At 73.0% G+C, this 24,799-nt stretch carries 20 protein-coding genes; 6 read left to right on the top strand and 14 right to left on the bottom strand.

Translation table 11 applies throughout. The annotated features are described in order from the left end of the window. Positions 1-50: 50 nt before the first annotated feature. Positions 51-1,160, bottom strand: a complete 1,110-nt coding sequence (locus ACWEK3_RS20245) for an SDR family oxidoreductase (RefSeq protein WP_365424865.1) — start codon at positions 1,158-1,160, stop codon at positions 51-53. A 193-nt stretch (positions 1,161-1,353) separates the two neighbouring features. On the opposite strand from ACWEK3_RS20245, the gene ACWEK3_RS20240 reads away from it, so the two are divergent. Both ACWEK3_RS20240 and ACWEK3_RS20235 read left to right on the top strand, forming a co-directional pair. Further along, positions 1,354-2,829, top strand: a complete 1,476-nt coding sequence (locus ACWEK3_RS20240) for a zinc-dependent metalloprotease (protein ID WP_453250251.1) — start codon at positions 1,354-1,356, stop codon at positions 2,827-2,829. Beyond that, positions 2,826-3,341, top strand: coding sequence for an NUDIX hydrolase (locus tag ACWEK3_RS20235; RefSeq protein WP_453250250.1), 516 nt, complete (start codon positions 2,826-2,828; stop codon positions 3,339-3,341). The genes ACWEK3_RS20240 and ACWEK3_RS20235 overlap by 4 nt, the downstream gene beginning before the upstream one ends. Positions 3,342-3,402: 61 nt before the next feature. Here the strand turns inward: ACWEK3_RS20235 and ACWEK3_RS20230 are convergent, their stop codons facing one another. From ACWEK3_RS20230 to ACWEK3_RS20215, 4 genes are all read right to left on the bottom strand, one after another. Further along, complete coding sequence (locus ACWEK3_RS20230) at positions 3,403-4,158, bottom strand: AIM24 family protein (RefSeq protein ID WP_390725018.1); 756 nt, start codon at positions 4,156-4,158, stop codon at positions 3,403-3,405. Positions 4,159-4,175: 17 nt separating this feature from the next. Beyond that, positions 4,176-4,856 carry an AIM24 family protein gene (locus ACWEK3_RS20225; protein ID WP_361414431.1) on the bottom strand — a complete coding sequence of 227 codons (681 nt, stop codon included), beginning with the start codon at positions 4,854-4,856 and terminating at the stop codon, positions 4,176-4,178. An 11-nt stretch (positions 4,857-4,867) separates the two neighbouring features. Next, a complete protein-coding gene (locus tag ACWEK3_RS20220; protein WP_450543065.1) occupies positions 4,868-6,571 on the bottom strand; it encodes a TerD family protein in 1,704 nt (567 codons plus the stop codon). Positions 6,572-6,706: 135 nt separating this feature from the next. Then, positions 6,707-7,306, bottom strand: a complete 600-nt coding sequence (locus ACWEK3_RS20215; protein WP_450543063.1) for a M48 metallopeptidase family protein — start codon at positions 7,304-7,306, stop codon at positions 6,707-6,709. Positions 7,307-7,514: 208 nt separating this feature from the next. Here ACWEK3_RS20215 and ACWEK3_RS20210 point away from each other — a divergent pair, with 208 nt between their 5' ends. From ACWEK3_RS20210 to ACWEK3_RS20200, 3 genes are read left to right on the top strand one after another with little or no spacing between them, the layout of a single operon-like run. Continuing rightward, on the top strand, positions 7,515-7,673 hold the full coding sequence (locus ACWEK3_RS20210) for a hypothetical protein (RefSeq protein ID WP_450543077.1): 159 nt from the start codon (positions 7,515-7,517) through the stop codon (positions 7,671-7,673). Then, positions 7,630-8,844 carry a TOMM precursor leader peptide-binding protein gene (locus ACWEK3_RS20205; protein WP_453250249.1) on the top strand — a complete coding sequence of 405 codons (1,215 nt, stop codon included), beginning with the start codon at positions 7,630-7,632 and terminating at the stop codon, positions 8,842-8,844. The genes ACWEK3_RS20210 and ACWEK3_RS20205 overlap by 44 nt, the downstream gene beginning before the upstream one ends. Then, a complete protein-coding gene (locus ACWEK3_RS20200) occupies positions 8,837-10,216 on the top strand; it encodes an ABC1 kinase family protein (RefSeq protein WP_450543059.1) in 1,380 nt (459 codons plus the stop codon). Before ACWEK3_RS20205 ends, ACWEK3_RS20200 begins: the two co-directional genes overlap by 8 nt. A 13-nt stretch (positions 10,217-10,229) precedes the next feature. On the opposite strand, the gene ACWEK3_RS20195 is transcribed toward ACWEK3_RS20200, so the two are convergent. The 5 genes from ACWEK3_RS20195 to ACWEK3_RS20175 all read right to left on the bottom strand — a co-directional run bounded on the left by ACWEK3_RS20195 (position 10,230) and on the right by ACWEK3_RS20175 (position 14,212). Then, positions 10,230-10,499, bottom strand: a complete 270-nt coding sequence (locus ACWEK3_RS20195; RefSeq protein ID WP_390875870.1) for a hypothetical protein — start codon at positions 10,497-10,499, stop codon at positions 10,230-10,232. Positions 10,500-10,645: 146 nt separating this feature from the next. Further along, positions 10,646-10,969 carry a hypothetical protein gene (locus ACWEK3_RS20190; RefSeq protein WP_361414421.1) on the bottom strand — a complete coding sequence of 108 codons (324 nt, stop codon included), beginning with the start codon at positions 10,967-10,969 and terminating at the stop codon, positions 10,646-10,648. Next, positions 10,966-11,334 (bottom strand): WhiB family transcriptional regulator, encoded by a 369-nt coding sequence (locus tag ACWEK3_RS20185; RefSeq protein WP_141358597.1) that lies wholly within the window; start codon positions 11,332-11,334, stop codon positions 10,966-10,968. The genes ACWEK3_RS20190 and ACWEK3_RS20185 overlap by 4 nt, the downstream gene beginning before the upstream one ends. Positions 11,335-11,508: 174 nt before the next feature. Then, on the bottom strand, positions 11,509-11,829 hold the full coding sequence (locus ACWEK3_RS20180; protein WP_450543057.1) for a hypothetical protein: 321 nt from the start codon (positions 11,827-11,829) through the stop codon (positions 11,509-11,511). Positions 11,830-12,004: 175 nt separating this feature from the next. Then, positions 12,005-14,212, bottom strand: a complete 2,208-nt coding sequence (locus ACWEK3_RS20175; protein ID WP_453250248.1) for an ATP-dependent DNA helicase UvrD2 — start codon at positions 14,210-14,212, stop codon at positions 12,005-12,007. A 218-nt stretch (positions 14,213-14,430) separates the two neighbouring features. On the opposite strand from ACWEK3_RS20175, the gene ACWEK3_RS20170 reads away from it, so the two are divergent. Further along, positions 14,431-14,673 carry a mycoredoxin gene (locus ACWEK3_RS20170; protein WP_141358602.1) on the top strand — a complete coding sequence of 81 codons (243 nt, stop codon included), beginning with the start codon at positions 14,431-14,433 and terminating at the stop codon, positions 14,671-14,673. A gap of 81 nt (positions 14,674-14,754) precedes the next feature. Here the strand turns inward: ACWEK3_RS20170 and nudC are convergent, their stop codons facing one another. The 4 genes from nudC to ACWEK3_RS20150 form a co-directional block, all read right to left on the bottom strand. After that, positions 14,755-15,699 (bottom strand): NAD(+) diphosphatase, encoded by a 945-nt coding sequence (nudC, locus tag ACWEK3_RS20165; RefSeq protein ID WP_450543053.1) that lies wholly within the window; start codon positions 15,697-15,699, stop codon positions 14,755-14,757. Between the two features lie 154 nt (positions 15,700-15,853). Next, positions 15,854-17,257, bottom strand: coding sequence for a dipeptidase (locus ACWEK3_RS20160; RefSeq protein ID WP_453250247.1), 1,404 nt, complete (start codon positions 17,255-17,257; stop codon positions 15,854-15,856). A gap of 10 nt (positions 17,258-17,267) precedes the next feature. Further along, positions 17,268-20,918, bottom strand: a complete 3,651-nt coding sequence (locus ACWEK3_RS20155; RefSeq protein ID WP_453250246.1) for a UvrD-helicase domain-containing protein — start codon at positions 20,916-20,918, stop codon at positions 17,268-17,270. Positions 20,919-21,018: 100 nt separating this feature from the next. Next, positions 21,019-24,528, bottom strand: a complete 3,510-nt coding sequence (locus ACWEK3_RS20150) for an ATP-dependent helicase (protein ID WP_453250245.1) — start codon at positions 24,526-24,528, stop codon at positions 21,019-21,021. Positions 24,529-24,799: the final 271 nt, after the last annotated feature.

Genomic DNA, 24,799 nt, shown 5'->3' with positions numbered 1-24,799 from the left:
ACTGCTCATGCGGGGACGGGCCGCGTCCGAAAGGCCCCGCGGTCCGTCTCTCAGCGCCGGCGTGCCTTGCGGGCCCGCCGCACCACCGCCGCCGCGCCCAGCAGGGCCACCGTCGCCCCGGCCGCCCCCGCCGCCGTCGCGTCCTTGCGGCCCAGGCGCCGCCCGGCGACCGTGTGCCGCCCGGACACCTCCTCCAGCAGTGCCTCGAGGACCTCCTCGTTGGTCCACCGCGGCCGCCACCCGGCGTCGTGCAGCCGGCTGCCGCTCACCACCCACGGGTACATCGTGTACGCCAGGTCCCCCGCCGGAGACGGCGTGAGCCCGATCCGGTGCAGGCGGGCCGCCGCCCCCAGCGCGACCGCCGACGGCAGCTCCATCCGGCGGATCCCGCTGAGCTCCTCGACCTCCTCCTGCTCCAGCCATCCGTCGCACCCGACGACCAGTTCCCCGTCGACCTTCTCCAGCACGGCGTACTCCAGCGCGCTGCACAGGTCCTCCACGTGGCAGAACTGCCACGCGGGCCGCGACCCGGCCACGACCAGCAGGCGCGGCGACTCGAAGTACCTGGTCAGAGCGGTGTCCGTGCCGCCGACCAGCACCGCGGGCCGGACCACGGAGACGTTCAGCCCGGGGTGCGCCCGCGGCGCGCGCCGCGCCAGCCGCTCGATCTCCAGCAGGTCGCCGACCCCGGTCGCCTCGGCGGTCGCCCGCAGCTCCGCGTCCTCCGACAGCGGCAGCTCGTTGTCGGGCAGCGCCCCGTAGACCATCGCGGAGGTGCACAGCACCACGCGGTGCACCCCGGCCGCCGCCGCCGCGGTCAGCACGGTCTGCGTCCCCCGGACGTTGTACGCCGTCCGGGCGGCCGAATCGGTCTCCAGGTCGAGGTCGAGCGCCAGATGCACCACGACGTCCGCGCCGCGCAGCTTCTCCGCGATCACCGGATCCCGCACGTCGAGGATGTGCCACTGCGCCGCCGCGCACTCCCCGCGCCGCTCGTCGATGGCGATGACCTGCCTGACCTCGGCGGACTCGGCCAGCCGCTCGGTGAGCAGCGCGCCGATCCCGCGGGCGGCTCCGGTGACCGCGACGACGGGCCCGCGCGCGGCGGGAGTGCTCTCGTGGTTTCGCGCTGCGCGAACCTGTGGATCTGGGGAACTCACCGGGCGTCTCCAGCGGTTGTCTTCACATACGGGCGCGAATGACGCGTACGTACCAGGTGGCATCCATCCTGCCGCAGGCGTTCCGTCGGCGAAGCACCGAGGCCCGAACCGCTCGCGGTGTCTACGCTGGGTGGTGTTGTCGGGCAGCCGCGCCGCCGGAGAGAACCGGTGGCCTTACCAGCCGAGGAACCCCGTGAGTGACACCCCATTCGGATTCGGCCTTCCGCCGGAGGAGCCGGACGACGGCGACGAGGGCAAGAAGAAGGACCAGCAGAGCGGCGGTGAGCAGGGACCGGCCAACCCGTTCGGTTTCGGACTGCCCGGAGCCGGAGGCTTTGGCGGGCCCGGCGCCGACAATCCGCTCGCAGCCATGTTCGGTTCGCTGAACCCCACCGACCTGGGCGCGGCGTTCCAGCAGCTCGGCCAGATGCTCTCCTACGAGGGCGGGCCGGTGAACTGGGACATGGCCAAGCAGATCGCCCGCCAGACGGTCTCCCAGGGCACCTCCGACGGCACCAAGGACGCCAGCGTCGGCCCCGTCGAGCGCACCGCGGTCCAGGACGCCGTCCGGCTCGCCGACCTGTGGCTGGACGACGTGACGTCCCTGCCGTCCGGCGCCGGCTCCGCGGTGGCGTGGTCCCGCGCGGAGTGGGTCGAGGCCACCCTGCCGGCGTGGCAGGAGCTCGTCGACCCGGTCGCCGAGCGGGTCGGCACCGCCATGGGCGACGTGCTGCCGGAGGAGATGCAGGCCATGGCCGGCCCGCTGATCGGCATGATGCGCTCCATGGGCGGCGCCATGTTCGGCACGCAGATCGGCCAGGCCGTCGGCGTGCTGGCCGGCGAGGTCGTCGGCTCGACCGACATCGGTCTGCCGCTCGGCCCGGCCGGCAGGGCCGCGCTGCTGCCGTTGAACATCGAGGCGTTCGGCAAGGACCTGGGCGTGCCCAAGGAGGAGGTGCGGCTGTACCTCGCCCTGCGCGAGGCCGCCCACCAGCGACTGTTCTCGCATGTGCCGTGGCTGCGCTCGCACCTGTTCGGCGCGGTCGACGGGTACGCGCGCGGGATCAAGGTCGACACCGCCAAGCTGGAGGACGTGGTCGGCCAGTTCGACCCGCAGAACCCCGAGCAGTTGCAGGACGCCCTCCAGCAGGGCATGTTCCAGCCGGAGGACACCCCGGAGCAGAAGGCCGCCCTGGCCCGCCTGGAGACCGCTCTGGCCCTCGTCGAGGGCTGGGTGGACGCCGTGGTGCACGCGGCGGCCAAGCCGCGCCTGTCGTCCGCCGACGCGCTGCGCGAGACGCTGCGCCGCCGCCGGGCCTCGGGCGGCCCGGCCGAGCAGACGTTCGCCACGCTGATCGGTCTGGAGCTGCGCCCGCGCCGGCTGCGGGACGCCTCCCGTCTGTGGGCCTCGCTCACCGACGAGCGCGGGGTGGAGGGCCGCGACGGCCTGTGGGCGCACCCGGACATGCTGCCCACCGCCGCCGACCTGGACGACCCGGACGGCTTCGTGCACCGCGAGCAGATGGACTTCTCCGAGCTGGACAGGATGCTCGGCGAGGCGGCGGGCGGTTCGGCTCCGAAGCCGGACCTGCACAAGAAGACCGAGAACACCGAGAGCACCGAAGCCGACAAGGACGCCGAGAACGACAAGGGCGACAACACCGAGTGAGCCTCCACGACGACGCGGTCCTCGTCCTGCGCGAGTACGGGGACCAGGAGGATCTGCGCCCGCTCTACCTGGAGCACCTGCGGACGCGTCCGGACGGCCTGTGGAAGGCCTGCGCGGACGGGCACATCACGGCGAGCGCCCTGGTGATCGACCCGGAGCGCGGCCGGGTGCTGCTGACCCTCCACCGGAAGATGCACATGTGGCTCCAGATGGGCGGCCACTGCGAGCCGGAGGACGCCACGCTGGCGGACGCCGCCCTGCGCGAGGCGACCGAGGAGTCGGGCATCGAGGGGCTGGTCCTGCTGCCCGGCGGTCCCGTCCGCCTCGACCGCCACCACACGCCGTGCGCCTGGCATCTCGACGTCCAGTACGCCGCGCTCGCGCCGAGCGGGGCGGTCGCGGCCATCAGCGACGAGTCCCTGGACCTGCGCTGGTTCGCCTACGACGACGTGCCGGACGTGGCGGACAAGTCGGTCGTCCGCCTGCTGGAGGCGACGCGCGCCCGGCTCTGACCGTGCTCCGACCGTGCGAGGGGCGACCACCGTGGTGGTCGCCCCTGCCCGTGGCCTCGGCTCAGCCCCAGACGTTCCCCTGGTTCTGTCCCCGCGCCCCCTGCTGCCCCATGCCGAACTGCGCGGCGAGGCCCTGCCCGATCACCGCGTTCTGCGGCGGCAGCAGCTCGCTGGGCTGGACGAGCGCGTAGCCGCTGCCCATGAAGCTGAGCTCCCAGCCCTCGCCGGTGTTGCCGCGGCGCCGCCACACGCCGGTGGAGTGCGTCTGGGCCTGCATCTGTACGCGCAGGCCGGTGGACCAGGCGACGATCGCGTCGGCGTCGCAGTTGACGTACTTGTCCGGCGTCACCTGCATCAGCAGCGGCGCGCCGGAGGTCATCAGGGCGACCCTGCCATGGCCGGTGATGTTCAGCTGGTACTTCCCCGAGCCGGAGATGCCGTACATGCTGTCGACGGCGACGGCCTCGTGGTACAGCGAGGAGTCCATCGCCAGCACATAGCTGCTGTCGACGGTCAGGCCGTCCTGTTCGACGTCCATGATGTGCACGTACTGGGCGAGGTTGGCGAGGTAGACCGTGCCCTGTCCGTGGCAGCGCATCAGGTCAAGGCCCTCGCCGGTGTACGCGCGCGTGCGTGCCTGGCTGCGGGTCTGGTACTCGGCGTCGAACTCGATCATGCCCTGGTAGGCGACCATCGTGCCCTTGCGGGCGAGGATGTCGTCGTGGCCCTCCAGGGTGACGCGCAGCATCTGCTTGTTCTGCAGGCTCCAGCGCTCCTGCGTCTGGGCTTCGTTGAAGGCGAAAAGCGGGCTCTGCATGGTCTCCTGTCTCCCCCTCAGCCGCGCGTCCGCAGGCGGTCGGTGCTGTCCTCGCTGGGCTGTACGACGACGATGCCCTGACCGGAGAAGGCCATCTGGTAGGCCTCTCCGCTGCCCCGGCCGATCAGGGACTGCGCCCTGAAGCTGCGCTTGCCCTTCACCTTCAGGTTCGGCGACCAGGCGACGAGGGCGTCCGGATCGACGTAGGTCTCGTTCTCGCCCTCGCCGCAGTCGACGACGATCGGCTCGCCCCGGGAGGTCAGCGCCACCCAGCCCTGTCCGGAGATCCTGGTGTTCCACAGGCCCTGCCCGGCGAACTTCGCCAGCCCCTTGACCCGCTCGACGCCCCAGGTCAGGCCGGCGTCGAAGGCCAGCAGGTTGGTGGCGTTGACGGAGATCGCGTCACCGCCGAGGTTGATGACGACGACGTTGGCTCCGTAGTCGGCGAGGTAGAGCAGTCCGTCGCCGGTGCACTTCATCAGCGGGGCGCCCTCGCCGGTGACCCAGTCGCGCGCGATCTGGCGCACGGCCGAGGGGCTGGGCTCGTACTGGATGAAGCCTTCGTAGGCGACCATCGAGCCCACGCGCGCGAAGAGGTCGTTCCCGGTCTGCATGGCGACCTTCAGCATGTGGCTGCCGTGGTTCTCCATGCGGGCGGTGACGGGCGCGGGGGCGTAACCCGCGAGCGGCTGGTTCATGACGGGCTCCCTCAGACCTCGTAGGGCTGGACGACGACGAAATTGCCGGGGGCTGCGCGGAACTGGAGGTTGACGCCCTCTCCGGTGTCGCCCGGGTAGGCGTTGCGGCGCATCCGCACCTGGCTGGAGACGATCACCTGGGCGGCGGCCGACCAGGCGACCACGGCGTTGGAGTCGACGAACGTCGTCGGCGTCACGGGCAGGACGACCGGTGTGCCGTGCGTCTTGACGACGATCGTGCCGGTGCCCTGGAACTGCATGGTGAACAGGGCACCGCCGGGGATGCCGTGTCCCTCGACGCGACGGACCTCGTACTCCAGGCTCTCGTCGAAGGCGAGCACGTTCTCGGCGGAGACGCAGATCGCGTCGCCCTGGAGCTCGACCGGGTGCAGATGGGTGGAGTTCTCGGCGAAGAACACCTGGCCCTGGCCGGTGCAGCGCATCAGCTGCATCTCCTGACCCGTGACGTTGCCCGTGATCCGGCCCGCGAAGCCGGCGCCCTTGTAGGTGAAGTCGACCTTGCCCTGATAGAGCACCATGCTGCCCTGACGGGCCAGCACGGGCCGGCCTCCTTCCGTGCCGAGGTCGGCGCGTACCAGCTTGCTGTTCTGCAGGGTCCAGCGCCGGCCGGTGGGCGCCTCCTTGTACAGGTTCAGCGCGGCGGACACCCCGGCGGCCTGGGGAGCGGCCTGCGGCGCTCCGTACGGCGCGGGCCGGCCGGGGACCTGTCCGAACGGCGGCTGGTGACCGTAGCCGGGAGGCGGGGGCGGGGCCTGCGGTGCCTGGTACTGGGCGGGCGGCGGGGGCGGGGCCTGGCCGTGTGCCTGGCCGTACGGCGGCTGCCCGTAGGGCGCGGGTGCCGGGGCGGGCGGCGGGACCGGGCCAGCGGGCGGGGTCAGGGGGGCGATGATCGTCGGCGCCGCGTGCACCGAGGGCGCGGGACCCGGCGCCGGGGGCGGGGGCGGCGGGGTGGCTCCCGGGGGCGGCGTGAAGCCGTGCGCGGCGGGTGGCGGCGCGGGGGCGGCCGGGGGTGGAGCAGGGGCTACCGGAGCGGGAGCGGCAGGGGCCGGTGCGGCCGGCCCGGAGGGGACGGCGAACTCCGGGGGCGCGGTGGCCTGGGCGGGCGGGGCGAAGCCCGAAGCGGCACCGGGCTGCGGGTCCTGGCCCGCGGCGGGGCCCTCCTCCTCTTCCAGGACCTCGCCGCCGAAGTTCTTCAGCAGCGCCTCGAGGCCTCCGTCGAAGCCCTGGCCGACGGCCGCGAACCGCCACACGTCCTTGACGTAGAAGTCGCCCAGCATCACGGCCCGTTCGGTGGAGAACTCCGAGCCGTCGAACGCGTACCGGGCCACCTCCTCACCGCCCGCCACGATGCGCAGATACCCGGACTCGATCTGCGACATCTGCCCGGCACCGTCGACGGCGGCCGTGAACGACAGCTTCCGGATGTGCGGCGGGATCTTCTCCAGCGTGACCCGGAAGGACTCCGTGTCGCCTGCCTGAGCGCCCAGCAGCTGGATGGCCTCCTCGGGGGACTTCGGCTGGTTGAAGAAGACGAAGTAACGGTCGTCCGAGAGGCGTTCGTCGGCGTCCAGCCCGAAGCAGCTGATGTCGACGGTCAGTCCGGGTGCCGAGATCTGCACGCCTACGTACAGATCCGTCCCCGCGGTCAGGTCACTGATCCTGGCCTTGTGGCCGCGCTGGAATTCCCTGGTCATGCGTAACGACCGTCCCCCGTCCCGAGTGCGAGTGCGTCGCGTCAGGCTAACGGCAAACTCCGACACCGGACGAAGTCGGTACAGACCCGGTACACAAACACAGTCAGGCGGTACCGGACGCCCCCGGCGGTCCGGTCACTCGCCGCGCGTTCCCGGCGGAGGATGCGGCAGCCGCGCGGCCGCGGCCACCCCCTCCAGGTAGCCCCGGGCCCGCTCGGTGCGCGGGTACGCCTCCAGCAGCCCCCAGAAGTCGGGGCCGTGTCCGGGGACGAGCAGATGGGCCAGCTCATGCAGCAGTACGTAGTCGACGACGTACTCGGGCATCCCCTGCAGACGGTGGGAGAGACGGATGCTGCCCTCCGCCGGGGTGCACGAGCCCCAGCGCGTGTTCTGGTTGGTGACCCAGCGGACCGAGGCGGGCCGGGCACGGCCGTCGAAGTACTGGGCGGACAGCCACTCGGCGCGTTCGGCCAGCTCCGTGTCGCCGAGCGCCCGCCGGCTCTCCTGAGCGGCCAGCTTGTCGAGCATGACACTCACCCAGCGCCGCTCCTCCGCCTCGGACATCCGGGCGGGGATGAGCACGACGGTGCGACCGCCCTCGCGGTACGCGGAGACCGTCCGGCGACGCCGGGCGCTCCTGCGGACCTCGATCTCGCTCGCCGCCTCGCCCTCCGGCGGCCGGCTGGTCTTGCCGCGCTGTGGCGTTCCGGCACGGTTCAGTGGGTCGGCGGACACGCCCCGACGTTACCGGGTGCGGGGACGAGAAGTCCCGGGCCCGGAACGGTTCCGTGTAGATCCCCCGCCGAGGGTCCGATTCGTACGATGAGTACCCACCGCCTGTGGACAACTTCCGGCACCCGCTGTCCGGGCCGGGCATGCTGGCAGTCGTGGCAGTCGTCGGTGGCGGCTCGGACCGGCTCCACCGGCGCACGAGGACGTCTCGATGCCTTTCTTCGTTTCCTTCGTTCGCTTCGCTCTGTTCGTTTCATCCGCTTTGTTCGTTTCCTTCGTTTCCTTCTTTTTCGATGCTTCTCCTTCTTCGGGCTACGGGGGCTCGCATGCATCCGATGGTGAAACCCGCGCTCAGGCGCGGCTGGCGTGATCTCGGCACCGTGCAGTTCGGGATGACTCCCGCGCACGCGATGACACTGGGCCCGTTGGACACCGCGACGGGCAGTTTCCTGGACCTGCTCAACGGCACGCGCGGACTGCCCCTGCTGCGGGAGGAGGCGCGCCGCATGGATCTGCCCGACGGCCATGTCGACCGTCTGGTGGAGCGGCTGGCCCAGGCCGGGCTCCTGGACGACGCCCGGGGCGGCGGCGCGGCGGCCGGCGCGCTGCGGGAGCGGAAGGAGGCCATGGACCGGCTGGGGCCCGATCTCGCCTCCATCTCCCTGATCACGCGCGAACCGGGCGAGGCGATGGAACGCCTCGCCGCCAGACGTGAGGCGCGCGTGCAGGTCAAGGGCGCGGGCCGGGTGGGCGCCGCCCTGGCCGCGCTGCTGTCCGGGGCGGGGGTCGGCGAGGTCGACGTGCGCGACGGCGGCTGTGTGGAGCCGTGGGACGTCGCCCCGGGCGGGCTGTCCGCCGAGGCCGTCGGCGAGCGCCGGGACACCGCGGCGCGGCGGGCCGTGCGGGCGGCGGCCCCGGACCGTCCGGCCCGCCGCACCCCCCGGACGCAGCCGGAGCGGGAGGAGCGGGGATTCGCCCTGGTGGTCCTCGCCCCGCGGGACGACATCGCCGTGCACGCGCCCGACCCGTCCGCGGCCGCCGCCCTGATCGAGTCCGGCACCCCTCATCTGTACGCCGGGGTGGTGGAGGGCACGGGCGTCGTGGGCCCGCTCGTCCTGCCCGGTGAGACCGGCTGCGCCGGCTGCCTGCACCGGGAGCGCACGGACCGGGACGGGACGTGGCCGCGTCTGGTGGCGCAGTGGCGCTCGGGCAGGCCACGTCACGTACGTCCGTGTGATCTGGCTCTCGCCGCGACCGTGGCCGCCCTGTCGGCCGCGCACGCGCTCGCCTTCCTGGACGGGGAGTCGCCCTCCAGCGCGGGCGCCCGCTGGGAGGTGTCGCTGCCCGGCCTGAACTGGCGCGCGCGACCGGTGTGGCCGCATCCGTCCTGTTCGTGCGGCGCGGCCGGGAGAGCCGAGAGGGAGCGCGCCTCAAAGAACGGGGAGGCACGCGCGACAATGGCTGGGCAACGGCCGTCATCGACGCCCTGCCGTCGGGCAGACGCGGCGCGGCTTGCTGGGACTTGGAGGGCGCATGTCTGATCTTCCCCGGAAGGCGGTCACCCGGACCGCCAAGCTCGCCGCGCTCCCGCTCGGTTTCGCCGGGAGAGCGACCTGGGGACTCGGCAAACGGATCGTCGGCGAGTCCGCCGATCTCGTCGGCCGTGAGCTGCAGCAACGCACGGCCGAGCAGTTGTTCAAGGTGCTCGGCGAGCTCAAGGGCGGGGCGATGAAGTTCGGGCAGGCGCTGTCCGTCTTCGAGTCGGCGCTCCCCGAGGAGGTCGCCGGCCCCTACCGGGTGGCGCTGACCAAGCTCCAGGAGGCGGCGCCGCCGATGCCGACGCGCACGATGCACTCCGTACTGAGGGAGCGGCTCGGGGCGCACTGGCGCGAGCTGTTCGAGGAGTTCGAGGACAAGCCGTCCGCGGCGGCCTCGATCGGGCAGGTGCACCGGGCGGTATGGCACGACGGCCGCGAGGTCGCGGTCAAGGTGCAGTACCCCGGCGCCGGTGAGGCCCTCGTATCCGACCTGACCCAGTTGAGCCGTTTCGCCCGTCTGCTGGGGCCGCTGGTTCCCGGCGTGGACATCAAGCCGCTGATCGCCGAGCTCAAGGACCGCGTCTCCGAGGAGCTGGACTACGGACTGGAGGCGCAGGCCCAGCAGGCTCATGCCGAGGAGTTCGCCGACGACCCGGACGTCGTCGTCCCGGCGGTCGTCCACCAGCGTGACCAGGTCCTGGTCACCGAGTGGATGGACGGTGTTCCGCTGTCCGAGGTGATCGCGGACGGCACCCAGGCCCAGCGCGACCGCGCGGGCCAGCTGCTGGCCCGCTTCCTGTTCTCCGGCCCGGCCCGCACCGGCCTGCTGCACGCCGACCCGCACCCCGGCAACTTCCGTCTTCTGCCCGGCGGACCGGAGGGCGAGGACGACTGGCGCCTGGGCGTCCTCGACTTCGGTACCGTCGACCGCCTTCCCGGCGGCCTGCCGACACCCATCGGCTCAGCCCTGCGCATGGCGCTCGACGGAGAGGCGGAAGCGGTCTACGAGATGCTCTCCACGGAGGGCTTCGTGAAGGAGTCCATCGAGCTGGACCCGGACGCCGTCCTCGACTACCTCCTGCCGATCATCGAACCGGCCCAGGTGGAGGAGTTCACCTTCACCCGCGGCTGGATGCGCAGTCAGGCGGCCCGGATCGCCGATCCCCGCTCCCCCGCCTACCAACTGGGCAAGCAGCTCAATCTGCCCCCGTCGTACCTGCTCATCCACCGGGTCACACTCAGCACCATCGGTGTGCTGTGCCAGCTGGGGGCCACGGTGCGGCTGCGCGAGGAGCTGGAGGAGTGGCTGCCGGGTTTCGCCGCCCGGCCGGAAGGCGAGGAGCCGGACGACGAGCAGTCGGCCGCCGAGGCGTGAGCACGCGGGGGGACTACCACCAGGCGGAGTCCAGGCGCCCCTCGATCGAGCGGAGGTTCTCGCGGGAGCAGGCGTCGCAGAAGTAGCGCCGGGCGCCGTTCTCCACGGAGCAGGTCCAGGTGGGCGGCCGGCCCTCGGCCGAGGTGCCGCAGCGTGCGCACACCAGGGCGGGACGCTCCGCGCTCTCGCCGTCACGGTCCGTGCCGTCGCGGTCCGTGCCATGGTGCGCCGTGCCCGCGTGGGCCGCGCTCGCGTGGTTCGTGCCTCCGGGAAGACTCGTCACTCCGCGACCATACCGCCGGGCCGCTGATCGGCGGGAACAACGCACCGCGGGGGCCGGTCCGTCCGAACGGACCGGCCCCCGCGGGGAGAGTTCCGGCCTCCCTGGCCGGGAGGCCACCGCCAGGCGGTGGGGAACAGCGTTGTGGGTCAGTGCATCACTGCCATGGCGAGCGCGCGGCGGGCGCGCAGCGAGGCGCGCTCGGCGCGGCGCTGCATCCGGCGGGCGGCCGCCAGGCGTACGGCCTGGCGTTCCCTCTCCGCCTCGTGCAGCCGCTCGTGCATATGCGCACGAGCCAGCGCTTCTGGGATGAGTTGCATCTCTCGGTTCCTGTTCTGACGCGAGTCGTTCGCGCCGGTGGTGGTGACGTCTTCGGTCGCGGAGCCCGCGGGCTCGCTGGCGGACGGCTTCATCGGGGCCTGCTTCTGGGGGTCGTGCGTGAGGGGGCGGTCGATCGTTCCTGCGGTGTTCATGCCGTGACCGGGTTCTTACGCGGGCGGCCACGCGGCCGCTTCCGGGCGACGACGACACCTTGGACGAACAGCTCGCCGCCCCAGACGCCCCAGGGCTCACGCCGCTCCTTGGCGCCGGCGAGGCAGGCCTCGATCAGCGGGCAGGTGCGGCAGAGGGACTTGGCGTACTCCACGTCCGCCGGCGACTCGGCGAAGAAGACCTCCGGGTCGTAGGAGCGGCACGGGACGGGCACGCCGAGGTTCTCGATGGCGTCGTCGAGCGCGGTGAGCGCGGTGAGCGGGGTCAAGGCGGGGTCCTCCGTGAGACCAGGCTTGGGGATCGTGTCGGAAGGCGGTACGGACGGGACGTGCGCTTCGAGTTGCACGGTTCGTCTTCCTCGTCTGTTCGGGTCGGCCGGTCGGCCGGGTGTCGGCTGGCTACCGGGTTCTTGTCTTGTCCCGAGGCCCCTTCGCTTCGCTGTCCCCGTTCGGGGAAAACAGAAGGGCCGCGGATCCCGGATGGGGTTCCGCGGCCCTGAAGGCGCCGGCCTGATCGGCGATCAGGCTGGATCACTCCAGGGTTCTGGCCCACGGAAGGCCCACGTCAGGTGGTGCTGCTTCGTCTGCTCCCGGTTACCGGCACCGGCCGCCTGAACGGCATAGGCCTGTGCCTGTGCCGCTACTGCTTCCAGTGCCTTGGTCGGTCGCTCGTCACGCTCACGGACGGGAAGACCCGCGAAGGACACAAAGGACTCCGGACGCACGGCAGCGATGCCGGACAGACCGGTGCCCTGGCTGAAGGCGCCGAGCATGCACAGGGAGACGACCGAGCGATCGGTCATTTTGGCGGTGCTGATGGAGCTGGTCTTAATAGTGATCACTGGGCTCGCCTCCTCTCGGCGTCTGAGGGACTGGGGTGAGCCAGTCCGTACGGATATGCAAGTAGAACACGGAATCAGGGCCTCAGGAAGGCCACCGTTCCCGTGACCAAGAACCTATGGGGACGGACGGCGGGTACGCAAACTATTTTTCCGACGAGTTCCCCTCAGTCCTCGGTCAGTCCTCGATCGCTTCTCCTGCGGGCTCCCGGCCTGCGCAGATGGCGAGAACATCCGAGCCGTACCGGCGGAGCTTGCGCATCCCCACTCCGGGGATGCGCGCCAGTTCGCGCTCGTCGTCCGGGACGCCCTCGGCGATCGCCATCAAGGTCTTGTCGGTGAAGACGCAGAAGGCGGGCTGCCCGCTGCGCCCCGCCTGGCTCGCCCGCCACTCGCGCAGCCGCTCGTACAGGCCCTCGTCCATGTCGGAGGGGCAGCCCTCGCAGCGCATCAGCTTCATCTCGCCGGCCTCGGTGAGCGTGCGGCCGCAGACCCGGCACCGGGCCGGGGTGCGCTGCGTGCGCCGCGGGACGGGTGCTTCCCGCGTCCCCGCGACCGCGGTGAAGCCGCGTTCGATGCCGCCTGAGCCGCCGGGCGCGGTACGGCCCGCGGCGCCGGCCGAGCCGGGGCGCAGCCCGTCGAGGAAGCGGCTGGGGCGGCGGCTGGGACGGCCGCCGGGCGAGCGGGACAGCGACCAGGAGACGTGCAGCCGCTCGCGGGCGCGGGTGACACCCACGTAGAGGAGGCGGCGCTCCTCCTCGATCTGTTCGTCGGTTCTGGCGTAGGTGATGGGGATCATGCCCTCGGCGACGCCGACCAGGAAGACGACGTCCCACTCCAGGCCCTTGGCCGAGTGCAGGGAGGCGAGGGTGACGCCCTGGACCGTCGGGGCGTGCTGGGCGTTCGCCCGCTCGTCGAGTTCCGTCACGAGGTCGCCGAGCGTCGCACCCTGCCGGGCGGCGGCGAAGTCCTGTGCGAGGTTCACCAGGGCGGCCAGCGACTCCCAGCGTTCCCTGACCGCGCCGGAGCCGGCCGGCGGCTGCGGGGTCCAGCCCTCCCCCGACAGCACGGCACGCACCTGTGAGGGCAGGTCGACGGCGTCGTCGAGGAGGGAGTCGTTGCCGCCGAAGCGCGCGGCGGCCCGCAGGGCGACGCCGGCCTTGCGCACCTCGGGCCGGTCGAAGAAGCGCTCGGCGCCGCGCAGCTGATAGGGCACGCCGACGTCGGCGAGGGCCTGCTCATAGGTCTCGGACTGGGCGTTCGTCCGGAACAGGACGGCGATCTCGCTCGCCGGGACGCCGGAGGCGATGAGGTCGTGGATGCGGTGGGCGGCCCCCTCGGCCTCGGCGGGCTCGTCGGTGTACTCGGTGTAGGCGGGCTCGGGGCCGGGGGCACGCTGGGAGACCAGTTCCAGCCGGTGGTCGGCGGCCCGGCCCCGGGCCTGGGCGAGCAGTCCGTTGGCGAGGTGGACGACCTGTGGGGTGGAGCGGTAGTCGCGGACCAGCTTGACGACGGTGGCGCCGGGATGGCGGGTGCGGAAGTCGAGCAGGTGGTCGGGGGTCGCTCCGGTGAAGGAGTAGATCGTCTGGCTGGCGTCGCCGACGACGCACAGGCTGTCACGGTCTCCCAGCCACAGCTCCAGCAGGCGCTGCTGGAGCGGGGAGACGTCCTGGTACTCGTCCACCACGAAGTGCTGGTACTGGGCGCGGACCTGTTCGGCGACGTCGACCCGGTCCTGGAGGACGGCGACGGTCAGCAGCAGGACGTCCTCGAAGTCGATGACCGAGCGGTCCCGCTTGAGGTCCTCGTACACCGAGTACAGCTGGGCGATCTCGGCCGGGTCGCGGGGGGCGGTGCGGCCGTCCTTCGCGGCCGCGAGGGCGTAGTCGGCCGGGACGGTCTGGGTGACCTTGGACCACTCGATCTCGGCGGTGACGTCCCGCAGCTCGCCCCGGTCCAGGCGGATGCGGCAGGCGGCGGCCGCGTCCGCGACGAGCTGGATCTTGCGGTCGACGAGCCGGGGCATGGCGCCACCGATCGCTTTCGGCCAGAAGTACTGCAACTGCCGCAGGGCGGCGGAGTGGAAGGTGCGGGCCTGCACGCCGTGCGCGCCGAGCTGGCGCAGCCGGCCCCGCATCTCCCCCGCAGCACGGTTGGTGAAGGTGACGGCCAGCACGCTGGAGGGCTGGAGGACACCCGCGCGGACTCCGTAGGCGATGCGGTGGGTGATCGCCCGGGTCTTGCCCGTGCCGGCGCCCGCCAGGACGCACACCGGGCCCTGCAGAGAGGTGGCCACCTCGCGCTGCTCGGGGTCCAGCCCGTCGAGCACCGCGTCGGCGGAGTCCGGGACCCGAGGGAAGAGCGGGGAGTGCGTTGCTGCTGTCACACAGCCATGCTGCCAGGTCGCCGTGGGACGCATGAGCCGGTTGTCCACAGGCAGCCCCCGCGGTCGTACTAATGCCGCGGGTCCTCGTGGCACGTCCTCGTGCCACGCGTCACGCGTCACGCCCTGCCGGATACCCCCCGTGGGAATGCCGGAGCGATGGCGTACGTTCCTTCCCTGCGACGAATACGTCCCCGAGCCGCCGAAGGAGCGCGAGAGACATGCCGGGCACTGTGACGATGTACAGCACCACGTGGTGCGGCTACTGCCGCCGGCTGAAGAGCCAGATGGACCGCGAGGGCATCGCGTACACCGAGATCAACATCGAGCAGGACCCGGAGTCCGCGGACTTCGTCGAGAAGGCCAATGGCGGAAACCAGACGGTTCCCACCGTGCTCTTCCCGGACGGTTCGACTCTCACGAACCCGTCGCTGGCCCAGGTCAAGGAGAAGGTCGGCGCCTGATCGCGGCGCACCGCACGGCAGACGCCGAAGGCGGCCTCCCCGGCATCCCCGGGAAGGCCGCCTTCTCGTCGTCCGAGGGCCTCAGACAGCGCTCCTCGTCGGCAGCGGCTTGCCGTACCAGAGCTCGATGAGCCGGGCCGCGATGGAGATGCCGTAGGGCGGCAGGACCTCGCCGGACTCGAAGGCCGCGCGCAGTTCCTCGCGGGAGAACCAGCGGGCCTCGTGGATCTCGTCGCCGTCGACGGCGATCTCGGTCGAGGTGGCGTGTGCCATGAAGCCCAGCATGAGGCTGGAGGGGAACGGCCAGGGCTGGCTGGCGACGTACTCGACCTCGCCGACGATGACGCCCACCTCCTCGTGGACCTCGCGGCGCACCGACTGCTCGATGGACTCCCCGGGCTCGACGAAGCCGGCGAGCGTGGAGAAGCGGCCCTCGGGCCAGTGCACCTGGCGGCCGAGCAGGATGCGGTCCTCGTCGTCGGTGACGGCCATGATCACGGCGGGGTCGGTGCGCGGGTAGTGCTCGGCGCCGCAGGCCGGGCAGCGGCGGATGTGTCCGGCCGCGGCGATCACGGTCCGCTCACCGCAGCGGGAGCAGAAGCGGTGCAGCCGCTGCCAGTTCTCCAGGGCCACCGCGTGCGCCAGCAGGCCGGCGTCCCGGGGTGACAGCAGCAGGCCGGCCTCGCGCAGGCCGGCCGGACGGGCGGACTGGTCCATGCGGCCGGGCAGGGAGTCCTTCTGGAGGGCGAAGTAGCTGACGCCCTCCACGTCCGTGCCGAGGAAGTAGCGGTGCGCCTCGGTGAGGGGCGCCTCGAAGGAGGGCGTCGTGACCAGTTCGGTCCGGCCGTCGGGTGTCTCGTCGATCAGGGCCTGACCGCCGGATACCACGAAGCAGCGCGTCGAGGGGTGGCTCCATGCCGCGGCGAGCCATGCCTCGTCGAGCCGGTGGTGGGCGGCCCGGTCGATGCCGCTGGGCGCGGTGAGCGAGATGGGTCGATCGGCGGTGTGGTCGGTCCAGGTGGTCACGGGTGCTTCCAACTCCCCCGGTGCAACGGTTGTTTCGGCGGCGGTTCAGCGGGACGTGCGACAGGAGGCGTCCGCGTCCGGCGGGGCCTGGGGGCACGGGACGGCCTTACCAGTGTGCGCCCGGCACGACACCGCCCGGGCCGGTGGGCGCCCGTCAGGGCGCATCGTGCCAGTGCTCCGCGAGGTCGCCCCACAGGTACGCGCTGGTCTCGACGCCCTTGAGCAGGAGGTCGAGCTCGACCTTCTCGTTCGGCGCGTGCCAGCCGTCGGAGGGGACGGAGATGCCCAGGAAGAGGACGGGCGCGCCGAGCACCTCCTGGAGGTCGGCGGCCGGGCCCGAGCCGCCCTCTCGGGTGAAGCGTACGGGGGCTTCGAAGGCGCGGCCCATGGCGCGGACCACGGACTGCAGGGCCGGGTGGTCCAGCGGCGTCAGGCACGGGCGCGTGGCCGCGCCGAACACGATCTCGTGCCGTATCCCCGCGGGCACCTGCTCGGCGGCCCAGGCGCGGACGGCCTTCTCGATGTGGTCGGGGTCCTGGCCGGCGACCATGCGGAACGACAGCTTGACCATCGCCGTGGAGGGGATGATCGTCTTGCTGCCGGGGCCCTGGTAGCCACCGCCGATGCCGTTGACCTCGGCTGTGGGGCGGGCCCAGATGCGCTCCAGGGTGGTGTACCCGGCCTCGCCGTGGGCGGCGTACGACTTGGCGGTGCGCAGCCACTGCTCCTCGGCGAACGGCAGCTCGGCGAAGAGCCGGCGCTCCCGGTCGGTGAGTTCCACGATGCCGTCGTAGAAGCCGGGGACGGCCACGCGCGCGTGCTCGTCGTGCAAGGCGGCGACGAGGTGGGCCGCGGCGGTCGCCGGGTTGGGCACCGCGCCGCCGAAGGAGCCGGAGTGGATGTCCTGGTCGGGTCCGTACAGCCGGATCTCGCACTCGGCGAGGCCGCGCATTCCGGTGCACACCGTGGGGGTGTCCGCGGACCACATGCCGGTGTCGGAGACGATCACCGCGTCGGCGGCCAGGCGCTCCGCGTGCTCCTCGACGAGCGCCCGGAAGTGCGGGGAGCCGGACTCCTCCTCGCCCTCGATCAGCAGCTTCAGGTTCACCGCCGGGGCGGTGCGGCCGGTGGCGGCGAGGTGGGCGCGGACGCCGAGTGTGTGGAAGAACACCTGGCCCTTGTCGTCGGCCGCCCCTCGCGCGTAGAGGCGTCCTTCGCGGACGACGGGCTCGAAGGGCTCGCTGTCCCAGCCGTCCTCGCGGGCGGCGGGCTGGACGTCGTGGTGGCCGTAGACGAGGACAGTGGGGGCCTCGGGGTCGTCGGAGCGCCACTCGGCGAAGACGGCGGGGGCGCCCGGGGTCTGCCAGACCTCGGTGGTGGTGAAACCGGTCTGCTGGAGTTTGCCGGCGAGCCAGTCGGCGCTGCGCCGTACATCGGGCGCGTGGTCGGGCTGGGCCGACACGGACGGGATGCGCAGCCAATCGGCGAGGTCGTCGAGGAAGGCGGTGCGGTGCTGCTCGATGTACGTACGGACGGCGCTGTCCGGGGTCTGGCTCATGGCTCCGAGCCTATCGGCCCGCGGTGGCTTCCCGTTCGGGCGGTTCGTCACACCACCGCTGCTCGGGCCGCGGCTCCTCCGTCAGCAGCCGTTCCAGCTCGGCACGGCCCGGGAGGTCGTCGTGCCGTACCACCTCGCCGGTGCGTACGTAGACGAACGCGGCCGTGACACGGTCCAGGGGGATGCCCCGCTGCTCGGCCCAGCCCAGCCGGTACACGGCGAGCTGGAGCGGGTTCGCCGTGCGGGAGCGGAGCGTCTTCCAGTCCACGATCTCGTACGTCGCCCGCTCGCCGTCGCCCTCCTTGTAGACGGCGTCGATCCGGCCCCGGACGACACGGCCGGCGAGGGCGAACTGGAAGGGCGCTTCGACGCGGTGGGGCGTGCGGTGGGCGTACGGGGTGCGTTCGAAGGCCTCCTTGAGGGCTTCGAGGTCGCGTTCGTCGGCGATCTCGGCATCGCCACCAGGCAGTTCCCCGGGCTCCAGCATGGGCAGCGTCAGCTCTTCGAAGCGGGATTCCACCCAGGCGTGGAAGCGGGTGCCACGGCGTGCGGCCGGTTGCGGGGGGCGCGGCATGGGGCGGGCGAGTTCCCGCGCGAACCCGTCGGGGTCGGCGGCCAGGTGCAGCAGCTGCGACGCGGTCAGGGTCGTCGGCAGGGGTACGTCGGTGACGGTCTGCCGGGCGCGCCGGAGTTCTCCCGTCAGCGCTTCGAGATCGCGGTCCCAGGAGGCGACCATGCGGGCCTCCTCCGGGGTGAGGGGGCTGGATCCGGGTGCATGGTCCGGGGCGCGGTCCGGGTTGAGGCGCTCCGAGTGCTCGCGTGCGGGCGGGGGCGCGGGGTGGTGGTCGGGCGGGGGCGCCTGGCGCGGGACGGTCGGGCGGTCGCCGCTCCAGGAGTCCCAGTCGTCGGTGTCTCCCTCGTTGGGGTTGTCGTCTTCGAAGGGGTCGTCCTCCCCGAAGGGGTCCTCCTCGCCGAAGGGCGGCTCGCGGTCGTACGGAGGTGCGTCGTCGTACGGGGGCGCGTCGTCGTGCGGAGGTCCGTCGTCGCGCGGAAGTGCCCCGTCGTGTGGAAGTGCGTCGTCCTGCGGTGCCGCGGGCCAGTCGGGGTCGTCGTGGGACGCGGGCTCGTGCGTGGCCTCCGGGCGGCCGTTCGCGCCGATGGCGAGGTCCTCCAGGTGGGCGAGGACGATCGCGGCGGCCTCACGGCGGCGGGCCAGGGCGGCCTCGTCCAGCGGCAGGGGCCACACCTGGTCGGCGGTGGCCCGGTGCAGGGCCGGGTTCTCCTCGTCCTCACCGGGCTCGTCCGCCCAGGCCTCGATTTCGCCGTGGCCGGCGGCGCAGTGGTCGTAGAGGGCCTGAAGGAACGCGGACGGGCCGCGGGGCCGCTTCTGGCTCGGGCCCCACCAGTGGCCGGAGCCGAGGAGCAGGGAGCGGGGGCGGGTGAAGGTGACGTAGCCGAGGCGGAGCTCCTCGGTGTGCTGGTGGTCCTTCATGGCCTCGTGGAAGGCCTTCATGCCGCGCGCGTCCCAGCCGTCGATGTCGGGGAGGGTGTCGGCGTCGCCGCGCAGGGCGTGCGGCAGCACCTTGCCCTGGCTGGTCCACTTCTCCCGGCCCTGCCCGCTGGGGAAGGTGCCGGTGACCAGGCCGGGGACGGCGACGACGTCCCACTCCAGACCCTTGGACCTGTGCGCGGTGAGCACCTTGACGGTGTTCTCGCCGCCGGGCAGCGCGTTGTCGAGGCCCTTCTCGTACTGGGCGGCGGTGCGCAGGAAGCCGAGGAAGGCCAGCAGGCTCGCCTCGCTCTCGTTCGCGGCGAAGGAGGCGGCGATGTCCAGGAAGTTCGCCAGGGTCTCGCGGCGGCGGGCGGCCAGGGCGTGCGGGGAGGCCGACAGCTCCACCTCCAGACCGGTGACGGCCAGGACGCGGTGCAGGACGTCCATCAGCGGGTCGGACAGCGAACGCCTGAGGTCGCGCAGTTCGGCGGCGAGCCGGGCGAACCGCACGCGCGCGTCCGGGGAGAACGGCAGCCGGTCGTCGTCCCGGGCACCGTCCAGGGGCGTTTCGAGGAAGGTGTCGAGGGCGTCCGCGAGCGAGATCACCTCGGCCGGGTCGACGCCCTCGACGGCCTCGGCGAGCCGGCTGTCGGGGTCGTCGGCGGCGTCCACGCGCGCGTGGGCGACGAGCAGCCTCGCCCGCCGGCCCAGGAGCGCGAGGTCGCGCGGGCCGATGCGCCAGCGCGGGCCGGTCAGCAGCCGTACCAGCGCGGCGTTGGCGCCGGGGTCCTGAAGGACCTCGCAGACGGCGACGAGGTCGGCGACCTCGGGCAGGTGCAGCAGCCCGGACAGGCCGACCACCTCGACCGGGACGTCACGGGCGACCAGGGCACCCTGGATCTCGGCGAAGTCGCCCGCCGTACGGCACAGGACGGCGATCTCGCCGGGAGCCGTCCCGGTCCCCACGAGGTGGGCGATCGAGTCGGCGACCCAGTCGATCTCCTCGGCGTGGGTGGGCAGCAGGGCGCAGCGCACCAGGCCGTCACGTTCCGCGCCGGGGGCCGGGCGCAGGGCCTCCACGCCCGCGTGCATGGCGCGCAAGGGTTCGGCGAGGTCGTTGGCGAGGTCGAGGAGGCGGCCGCCGCTGCGGCGGTTCTCGCTGAGGGCCTGACGGGTGGCGGGGCGGCCGTCGGCCTGCGCGAAGTGCTCGGGGAAGTCGTCGAGGTTGGCGACGGAGGCGCCGCGCCAGCCGTAGATCGCCTGGCAGGGGTCGCCGACGGCGGTCACGGGGTGGCCGGTGCCGTCGCCGAAGAGGCCGGCCAGCAGGATGCGCTGCGCTACGGAGGTGTCCTGGTACTCGTCGAGCAGGACCACCCGGAACTCCTCGCGCAGGACGCGACCGACCTCCGGCAGGCGGGCGAGCCGTGCGGCCAGGGCGATCTGGTCGCCGAAGTCGAGCAGGTCCCGCTCGCGTTTGGCGGCCCGGTAGCGGAGCACCAGCTCGGCCAGTTCCCGCCGGGCGGCGGCCGTCTCCGGGACCTTGCGCAGGTCGGCGTTGGTGAGCTTGGCGCCTTCCAGGGTGCGCAGCAGCCCGGTGTCCCAGGCGCTCAGGTCCTCCGGGCGTACGAGGTGTTCGGCGAGCTCGGCGTCGAGGGCCAGGAGGTCGCTCACCAGGTCCGGGAAGGAGCGGGCCAGCGCCGGGTAGGGGCCGGGTGCCTCGCGCAGCACGCGCGCGGCGAGCTGGTAGCGGGTGGCGTCGGCGAGCAGGCGGGCGGTGGGTTCCAGCCCGATGCGCAGTCCGTGATCCTTCAGGAGACGGCCGGCGAAGGCGTGGTAGGTGGAGATCAGCGGCTCACCCGGCGGGTTGTCGGGGTCGATGGCCTCGGGGTCGGTGACGCCGGCCCTGATCAGGGCCTTGCGGACGCGTTCGGCGAGCTCGCCGGCGGCCTTGTTGGTGAAGGTCAGTCCGAGGACCTGCTCGGGGGCGACCTGCCCGGTGCCGACCAGCCACACCACGCGGGCCGCCATCACGGTCGTCTTGCCGGAGCCGGCGCCGGCCACGATCACCTGGGGGGCGGGCGGCGCGATGATGCAGGCCGTCTGCTCGGGGGTGAACGGAATCCCGAGGAGCTCCTTGAGCTGCTCGGGATCGGTGATAGGGGCGGGCACCTCACAGAGGCTAGCGGCGGGCACTGACAATCCGTGCCAGATGACCACCGGGGTCGAAAGACGCGCAGGTCAGCACGGGTGGTGCCGTTCGTCACGCGGGTCACTCGACGATGTGGCGCCCCTCCGGCCGCGCGCTGCACGACGCCCGGAAGGCGCAGTGCGCGCAGTGCTGCCCGGCCGTCGGCGTGAACCGCTCGTCGAGAACCTTCCCGGCGGCGGTGGCCAGCAGCTCGCCGGCCCACTCCCCCTCCAGCGGCTCCTGGGTCTGCACCTTGGGCAAGCCGTCGCCGCCGTCCCGTTTGGCCGCGCCCTGGCGCAACTGGACCAGCTCGGCGCCGCCCGGTTCGGGGCGTTCCCCGTCGAAGACCTCGTCGACGGCGCCCTCGCGGACGGCGAGCTGGTAGACGGCCAGCTGCGGATGACGGGCCACCTCGGCCCCGGTGGGTGCCTGCTTGCCGGTCTTGAAGTCGACGACGTAGGCACGTCCCTCGCTATCAGCCTCCACACGGTCCATGGAGCCGCGGATGCGCACCTGGTAGCCGCCCGCTTCCAGGGTCACGTCGAAGTCGTGCTCGCCGGCCACCGGGGTGCGGCCGGCGCGCTCCAGGACGTGCCAGTTCAGGAAGCGTTCCAGCGCCACGCGCGCGTGCTCCTTCTCCTGCGCCGACTTCCACGGCGCGTCGAAGGCGAGCGCGTTCCACACCGTCTCCAGGCGTTCCATGAGAACCGCGAGATCGGCGGGACTGCGCCCGGAGGCGACCTCGTCGGCGAGGACGTGCACCACATTGCCGAAGCCCTGGGCGGCGGTCGCGGGGGCATCGGCCTTGACCTCGCGGCTGAGGAACCACTGGAGGGCGCAGGTGTTGGCGAGCTGGTCGAGGGCGCTGCCGGACAGCGCCACGGGCTGGTCGCGGTCGCGCAGCGGCACCTTGCTCTCGGTCGGGTCGGCCATGCCCCACCAGCGGTAGGGATGGGCTGCGGGCACCAGCGGACGGCCCTCGTCGTCGGCGAGCGCGGCCAGCCGGGCCAGCCGGTGCGCGGCGGCCTGCCGGAGGGTGGCGGAGGCGCGCGGGTCGACGGTCGTGGCACGCAGCTCGGCGACGAGTGCCGCCACCGACAGCGGGCGGCGCGGGCGGGAGGTGACGTCCCTGGGTTCGACACCGAGTTCGGCGAGGAAGCGGGAGGGCTGGTCGCCGTCGTCGGCGGGGGCCTTCACCGCGGTCACCACGAGGCGTTCACGCGCGCGCGTGGCGGCCACGTAGAACAGCCGCCGCTCCTCCGCGAGCAGCGCGCCGGGGGTGAGCGGGGCGGCGAGTCCGTCGCGGCCTATGCGGTCGGCCTCCAGCAGGGAGCCGCGGCGCCGCAGGTCCGGCCACAGGCCTTCCTGGACGCCCGCGACGACGACCAGGCGCCACTGCAGGCCCTTGGAGCGGTGCGCCGTCATCAGCCGCACGGCGTCGGGGCGCACCGCGCGCCGGGTGAGCGTGTCGGCGGCGATGTCCTCGGCCTCGACCTCGGCCAGGAAGTTCAGGGCACCCAGGCCGCCGGTGCGCTCCTCCGCGCGGGCGGCGGTCGCGAACAGCGCGCACACGGCGTCGAGGTCGCGGTCCGCGTTGCGGCCCGCCGCGCCGCCGCGCCGGGCCGCGCGTTCCAGGCGGGAGGGCCACGGTGTGCCGTCCCACAGGTCCCACAGCGCCTCCTCGGCGGTCCCTCCGCCCGCCAGACGCTCCCGTGCCTTCCTGAGCAGCGCGCCGAGGCGCTGGGCACCACGCGCGTACGTGGGGTCGTGTGCGACCAGGCGCTCGGGTTCCGCAAGCGCCCTCGCGAGCAGCTCGTTCGAGGGCGGGGGCAGCGGGTTGCCTGCGGCTCGTTCCTCCTCGCGCAGGGCGCGGCCCAGGCGGCGCAGGTCGGCGGCGTCCATGCCGGCCAGCGGCGAGGCGAGGAGGGTGAGCGCGGTCTCGGTGTCCAGCCAGCAGGTGTCCGCCTCCGGATCCGCTCCGGGCCGCTCCGGGGCCTGCGCTGGGGCGGCCTGCTCCCCGGTGACGGCGGCCTGTTCTCCACTGCCGGCGGCCTGCTCCCCAGTGACGGCGGCCTGTTCCCCGGTGCGTGCGGCCGGCCCGTCGGCGTCGGCCACCTGCTCCTCGGGAACCCCTTCCTCCGATTCCCCCGCTTCCCCTGCTCTCTCCGTTTTCTCCGTTTTCTCCGAGCGCCGCACCGTCTCCGCGTTCGCCACCGCCCGCAGCGCCGTCAGCAGCGGCGCCACCGCCGGCTCGTGGCGCAGCGGCAGGTCGTCTCCGTCGACGTCCAGGGGCACTCCCGCTGCCGTCAGGGCGCGGCGGAGGCCCGGGATGGAGCGGGCGCCGGCGCGCACCAGGACGGCCATCTCGCCCCACGGGACGCCGTCCTCCAGGTGCGCCCGGCGCAGGATGTCGGCGATGTTGTCCACCTCGGTGCCCGCAGTCGGGTACGTGTGGGCCTCGACGCGGCCGCCGTCGCGCACCGGGGTGAGCTCGCGGTGGGCGCGGACCTTGTCGGCGGGCAGGCGAGTGAGCGGCATCCGGCGGGTCAGCAGCCGGGTCGCGGCCAGCAGGGCGGCGCCCGAGCGCCGTGAGGTGCGCAGGACCCGCACGGGCGCCGCAGTGCCGTCCGCGCGCGGGAACGTCTGCGGGAACTGGAGGATGCCGTTCACGTCCGCGCCCCGGAACGCGTAGATCGACTGGTCGGGGTCGCCGAAGGCGAGCAGGGTGCGGCCGTCTCCGGCCAGCGCGCGCAGCAGCCGTACCTGGGCGGGATCGGTGTCCTGGTACTCGTCGACGTAGACCGTGTCGTACCGCGCGGCGAGCTGTTCGGCGACCTCGGGGCGGCGGGCGAGGAGTACCGCGCGGTGGACCAGTTCGGCGTAGTCGAGGACGCCTCGCAGGTCGAGGACGTCGAGGTACTCGGCGAGGAAGGCGGCCGCGGCCTGCCAGTCGGGGCGGCCGATACGGCGGGCGAAGTCGGCCAGGGCGTCGGGGCCGAGGCCCAACTCGCGGCTGCGGGCGAGGACCGCGCGGACCTCGTCGGCGAAGCCGCGGGTGGTCAGGCAGGCGCGCAGCTCGTCCGGCCAGCGCACGTGCGCCAGGCCCAGCCGCTCCAGGTCGGCCTGGCCGGCCAGCAGCGAGCGGACGGCCACGTCCTGCTCGGGTCCGGACAGCAGCCGCAGAGGATCGACGAACAGTTCGCCGGCCTGGTGGGCGCGGACCAGGGCGTAGCAGAACGAGTGGAAGGTGGTCGCCTGCGGGACGTGGGCCGCGCCGGTGCGCAGCGCCAGGCGGTCGCGCAGGTCGACGGCGGCCCTGCGGCTGAACGTGAGTACCAGGATCCGCTCGGGGTCCTGGCCGCGGGCGATCCGGGCGGCCACGGACTCGACCAGCGTGGTGGTCTTGCCGGTGCCCGGACCTGCGAGGACGAGCAGCGGACCGGTCCGGTGGTCAACCACGGAGCGCTGTGCGGCGTCCAGACGAGGGGGATCCGGTCTGGTCGGCGGGGTACGCACCAGTCGGTAGGCGCCACGGTCCCCCTGCCGCACCCGGGGGTGCGGCAGGCGCCTGGTGGAGGAAGAGGAGCTCACGTGGTTCGCCGGTCCTGGTGGGTGTGCTGGGGTCTGTCACGGCCGGCGCGCAGCGCCGTCGTCGCGGGGACGGACGGCCCGAGGGGTGGGGCGGTGGCCGCTGGAGTGAGGGGGGCACGCGGAGCCGACGCTACGCCGCGGCCGGGCGCGGAAGGAGGGCTTCGCCTTCTTCCCCTGCTTCTCCCGGTCCTCCTTCGGCACCGCCGTCACGCGTGTCCCTCGAACCACGAACGTACGGCATGCTACGGACGTGCCTCGATTCCCCCGTACG

The sequence above is a fragment of the Streptomyces sp. NPDC004721 genome, assembly GCF_053601495.1.
This window is presented reverse-complemented; position numbering and strand designations above follow the sequence as displayed.

What these genes read in the sequence shown, in the direction of transcription:
- ACWEK3_RS20230 (WP_390725018.1), bottom strand. Translation starts at nt 4,158, where the DNA reads ATGCAGAGCCCGCTTTTCGCCTTCAACGAAGCCCAGACGCAGGAGCGC.
- ACWEK3_RS20225 (WP_361414431.1), bottom strand. Translation starts at nt 4,856, where the DNA reads ATGAACCAGCCGCTCGCGGGTTACGCCCCCGCGCCCGTCACCGCCCGC.
- ACWEK3_RS20220 (WP_450543065.1), bottom strand. Translation starts at nt 6,571, where the DNA reads ATGACCAGGGAATTCCAGCGCGGCCACAAGGCCAGGATCAGTGACCTG.
- ACWEK3_RS20210 (WP_450543077.1), top strand. Translation starts at nt 7,515, where the DNA reads ATGCCTTTCTTCGTTTCCTTCGTTCGCTTCGCTCTGTTCGTTTCATCC.
- ACWEK3_RS20205 (WP_453250249.1), top strand. Translation starts at nt 7,630, where the DNA reads ATGCATCCGATGGTGAAACCCGCGCTCAGGCGCGGCTGGCGTGATCTC.
- ACWEK3_RS20200 (WP_450543059.1), top strand. Translation starts at nt 8,837, where the DNA reads ATGTCTGATCTTCCCCGGAAGGCGGTCACCCGGACCGCCAAGCTCGCC.
- ACWEK3_RS20190 (WP_361414421.1), bottom strand. Translation starts at nt 10,969, where the DNA reads ATGAACACCGCAGGAACGATCGACCGCCCCCTCACGCACGACCCCCAG.
- ACWEK3_RS20170 (WP_141358602.1), top strand. Translation starts at nt 14,431, where the DNA reads ATGCCGGGCACTGTGACGATGTACAGCACCACGTGGTGCGGCTACTGC.
- ACWEK3_RS20160 (WP_453250247.1), bottom strand. Translation starts at nt 17,257, where the DNA reads ATGAGCCAGACCCCGGACAGCGCCGTCCGTACGTACATCGAGCAGCAC.